This is a genomic window from Rhizobium sp. P1_E6, from assembly GCF_056405875.1.
Genome location: NZ_JBFUBG010000186.1, coordinates 1 through 4,332 on the forward strand (window position 1 = coordinate 1; position 4,332 = coordinate 4,332).

Sequence of the window (4,332 nt, forward strand, 5' to 3'; positions counted from 1 at the left end):
CGTTGAGAAGGACGCTCTGCTGAAGAAGCGAGGTGAGGGACGCGTAAGGCGTCAGTGGCACGGAAGGGCCGCTGATGACCTCATCGTCGCCGATGTGGAGGCCGCGGAAATGGACGGTGCCGCTGCCGGTCTGCCGTTGCCCGATACCGTCCCAGTCATCCGCAATTACGATGCCTTCGCGATCGGCGGGGACCGCTGCTGTGAGGCGTTCGCCCGACGAATTTTCCCAGGATATCTGGATATAGTCCGCAATGTGCGAGCCCGAGGAAAAGGGCCGGCTGCCGTTGATCGTCCAGCCGCCTTCCGTCTTCTCACCTGTCGAAGTCTTCGACATGGCATTGCCGGAATTGCCCCAGATCCAGTTGCCCGCGGCTGATCCGCCCAGCCACCTGTCCTTTTGAGCATCCGAACCGCGAAAAAGGATGAGGTTCAGCGGCAGATGATGGTAACCGAAGAGATGCGCGAGCGACCCGTCGGTTTTGGCGAATTCCCTGACGATGCGAAGAGTTGTCACCCAGGAAGCCCCCTGTCCGCCATATGCCTTTGCGATTTGAGCGGAAGCCAGGCCACTTTCCTTCAGGAGCCTGATCTGATCGAGGGGGCTGCCGCCTTGCTTGTCCCGCTCGACCGCATCCTGATGGAACGCCTTTCTCAACTCGGCAGCCCTTGCCAGGAGCGGATCTTCAACGTCAAATTCGAACGACATATCACCTCCGCGCTTACCGGCGCCGGGAATTCCGGCAGCGTCGTGGCACGGACGGTCGACCGATGCGCAAAGCAAGTCCAGGCATATGAATTTGATGTGGAGGAAAGAAATTCTTCGTGCGCTCGGGCAGGGCATCACTTTTTGATGCTTACCGAGGGCGTGGCATCTACCGATGCGGCGGGCGTCGCATTTTAACAATCTGGTGGTTTCCCAGGTAATTTGGCTCGAATCCAATCAAGGCGACGAGGCCTGAACGGAGACGGTATCGTCCTCGCTATCGTACTCTGCGGGCGCGGGCGGCTCATCAGGGCAGAAGCACCGAGGCCGAGATCGGTGACATTATTGAGGCCGCTGTTCGTCCCCCTGACCGTGTGAAGCTCGGCTCTTTACTGGCGGCTATTGGTCGCGACGCTGAGCTTTCCGACAGCGACGTTGAGCCCTGCAGAAAAGTCGTGATAAGACGCCTGCGGGACCGATGACCTTCGAATGATCTTGCTGGACACCAACATTATATCCGACCGCGGAAATCAGTTCCCGATGAGGTAGTGGTCGCTTGGTTGGACGCCCAGGTAACGCTGTTCATTTCCGCACTAACGATTGCTGAACTTCGTTTCGGGATCAGTTCTTGCCCACTGGGAAACGGCAAACAATCCTCCGCGACCGCCTCGGGCGAAGTGCTGCCTCATTTCTCCGGGCGCATCCTGTCCTTTAATCTGGCGACTTCGCAGTTTTACTCGGAACTGATGGCACGTGGAGCTTGGCGGGAATGCCCCTTTCATCGTGTTCGATGACGCCGATCTCGACCGCGCCGTCGAAGGGGCCCTTCTTTCCAAGTTCCGTAATGCGGGTCAAACCTGCGTTTGCACGAACCGTATTATCGTTCAGCCGGGCATCTATGATGCGTTCATCGACCGTTTTGCCTCAAAGGTTTCACGTCTTCGGGTTGGATCGGAGACGGAGCCTGGAGTGGAACAGGGACCGCTGATCGATGAACACGCCGTGCGCAAAGTCGAGGAATTGCTGCAGGACGCCACGACAAAGGGCGCAACGGTTGCGACAGGCGGTCACCGCTATTCCATGGGCGGCCTGTTCTTCGAATCCACAGTCGTTCGAGACGCGAGCGTCGAGATGCGCGTCATGAAGGAGGAGATTTTTTGCCCTGTTGCGCCGGTCTTCCGCTTCACGGAAGAAGAAGCAATCGCGCTTGCCAATGATACGGAATTTGGGCTGGCAGGATATTTCTACACTCAAAACTTGGCCAGGGCCCATCGTGTCGCCGAACGTTTGGAATACGGCATGGTGGGGATCACGACCAGGGCGGCGGGATACGACATTGCGGAACGCCGGATGAACGGCCCGCGACGGACGGGCAGTTCGAAGGCTGTCAGCTGGCCGGGCCTGGCATCCTGCGACGCTGCCACGACCAGAATGCCAGATTGCGCCGAGCTCAAAAAACAGGCTCTTTCCGTCGAAAAGCGATAACCAATGCATTTCTTGCATAGGTGGACTGACGGATTGTCGCTGTTTTTAACCGATTGAAACGCCTATATTCCAATCATCGAAACGACGCCGGAGCCAAGCAAGGCTGCTGACGTCAGAAGCCCTCAGGAAAGGGGATTATCATGAACGTCGCACGCTCTTTCAACAATTGGCGCAAGTTCCGTCAGACCGTCAGCGARCTTGGTCGCATGTCCAGCCGCGAACTGCAGGATCTCGGTATCGACCGCGCCGATATCCGCAACGTCGCCCGCGCATCGATCGCCCGCTGACCGCACAGCATTCACTCTTTGAAGCTGCTTGACGCCCGCTGATGATGCGGGCGTTTTTGCGTCGATGTCCACTGTCTGCGATCGAGTCCTGCCATCGATCYTTYSCGATCTTTTCGACTTGCCGTTCTTGCATGGGTGCAGTGCAACATAAGCAATAGTAAGTGGTTCGTAGTCGGCGTAYASATWACCGCATCGAAGCGATGCAYCTCCTCCCGCAGAGCTTCGAATTTCAGACGGCCCACTCCTCCTCCCAGGGTCGTCTGTATGAACAGCGGCACTCCTCCTCCCAGTCGCTGTTCAGTTCTTTTCGAAAGCCTGCCGCACCTCCTCCCGCGGCGGGCTTTTTCGTTTTGGGCTATTCTCCCGAAGGTCAAGATTGAGTTGCAGTCGACATACGCTGCCTTCGAGGTTCGCGTCCGCCAGCAAAAAAGCGAGGGGCGCTCTAGTCAGGTATCGAAAGGGAGCGCGGGGGCCAAGTTTCATTCTCCTTCAATAGCTGCGAATGTAAGGTGCGTCGGCTCGAACCTTGCTCAAGGGCACCAAACGGGGGCGGGGCCACAGCGGATCCGCACCGATTGCCGCGAGTCTTTCTGGCAACACCAATGCGCGAACTGTAATCTTGGACGGATTTGTCTGGATTAGAGCGTTTCAGTTACGGTATTCGTGAGACTGCAAAGCGATTTGCACGAGCAGGACAGCTAGAGAAAGCACGTCCGAGATCTCTAAAGCAGGACCTTGATGAACGCGGATATGATAGCCGCCTGGGCGGTGGAAAACGGATTCCATGCGATCGATTCGGGGAATTATCGTCGCCATGACAATGCGGGCGTGATCACGATCGAGATAAAGAGAATGTCATTTCTCCTCATCGATGAGAGGCAAGGACTGCGACCGCGCCTCATATCGCGGTTGTTCAAAGACATACCCATTTCAAGCGGGAGCGGCCGCTTGCAGGTTCTTCTTGACCGCAAACCCAATCATTGAGCCTGACGCGGTGACCACGGCCCAGCCAATTCCCCAAGGTGGCGGATCGTCACTGACGCCGATGAGCACCGTTACAAACGCACAAAACTTTCAGTATTTCTTCTTGCGAACGATCTTGTTGCCGCGTGGTCCGCTCACGACCGGTGTTCGGTCGCGGTTTTCTGCAAGCAGGTTCCGCCAGCGTTCCAAGCGATCAGCGTCCAGGGCACCGCTTGCGACAGCTGCCTGAACGGCGCACCCCGGTTCATGTGCGTGGGTGCAATCGCGAAACCGGCAAAGCGGCGCCAGCTCGGTTATTTCTGCAAAGAGGGTGTCTATACCATCGGTAACATCGCTCAGGTAAAGCGTTCTTATCCCAGGTGTATCTATGACCCAGCCGCCGCCTGAAATAGCATGCAGCGATCGCGCCGTGGTCGTGTGTCGACCCTGGGCGTCGTATTCGCGGATGGCGCCAGTTTTCTGCCTTGTGTCAGAGCCAGGGCCGGTCATGGTGTTCACCAGCGTCGATTTTCCGACACCGGAGGATCCCACCAGCGCAACCGTCTGGCCAACGCCGCACCAGGGCCTCAACAGGGAAACGGCGTCTGCGGAGCGACCATTCAAGGCGATCACAGGCAGATCACGCTGCAAGGCCTCGGCTTGCGCCTGAAGCGTGCCAGCATCTTCAGCGGTATCAGCCTTCGTCAGCACAATCACCGGATTGCTCCCGGCCTGGTTGGCCATGATCAGGTAACGTTCCAGCCGGGCAAGATTAAAATCTGCGTTGCATGAGGTCACGATAAACAGGGTGTCGACGTTGGCGGCAACAAGTTGCTGGCCACGTCCGCCTTCCGGGCGTCGTTGAAAGACGCTTTTTCGATCAAGACGGCTGAT

At 57.5% G+C, this 4,332-nt stretch carries 5 protein-coding genes and 2 pseudogenes; 5 read left to right on the forward strand and 2 right to left on the reverse strand.

The features are described 5' to 3' along the window. On the reverse strand, window positions 1–706 hold a 706-nt coding region (locus tag AC1D35_RS34865), incomplete at its 3' end, for an acyl-CoA dehydrogenase family protein (protein ID WP_477942462.1). 233 nt (window positions 707–939) lie between these two features. Between AC1D35_RS34865 and AC1D35_RS34870 the strand changes: the two are divergent. The 5 genes and pseudogenes from AC1D35_RS34870 to AC1D35_RS34890 all read left to right on the forward strand — a co-directional run bounded on the left by AC1D35_RS34870 (window position 940) and on the right by AC1D35_RS34890 (window position 3,459). Then, window positions 940–1,196 (forward strand): annotated as a pseudogene (locus AC1D35_RS34870) (FitA-like ribbon-helix-helix domain-containing protein). Further along, window positions 1,193–1,458 (forward strand): annotated as a pseudogene (locus AC1D35_RS34875) (PIN domain-containing protein); the annotation flags it as partial. The pseudogenes AC1D35_RS34870 and AC1D35_RS34875, both read left to right, overlap by 4 nt. Before the next feature lie 28 nt (window positions 1,459–1,486). After that, window positions 1,487–2,188, forward strand: a complete 702-nt coding sequence (locus AC1D35_RS34880) for an aldehyde dehydrogenase family protein (RefSeq protein WP_477942463.1) — start codon at window positions 1,487–1,489, stop codon at window positions 2,186–2,188. A 140-nt stretch (window positions 2,189–2,328) separates the two neighbouring features. Next, window positions 2,329–2,475 (forward strand): YjiS-like domain-containing protein, encoded by a 147-nt coding sequence (locus AC1D35_RS34885; protein ID WP_113318873.1) that lies wholly within the window; start codon window positions 2,329–2,331, stop codon window positions 2,473–2,475. A 738-nt stretch (window positions 2,476–3,213) separates the two neighbouring features. Next, complete coding sequence (locus tag AC1D35_RS34890) at window positions 3,214–3,459, forward strand: hypothetical protein (RefSeq protein ID WP_113298923.1); 246 nt, start codon at window positions 3,214–3,216, stop codon at window positions 3,457–3,459. 90 nt (window positions 3,460–3,549) lie between these two features. Here the strand turns inward: AC1D35_RS34890 and rsgA are convergent. Then, a partial coding sequence (rsgA, locus tag AC1D35_RS34895; protein WP_477942465.1) for a ribosome small subunit-dependent GTPase A occupies window positions 3,550–4,332 on the reverse strand: 783 nt, incomplete at its 5' end.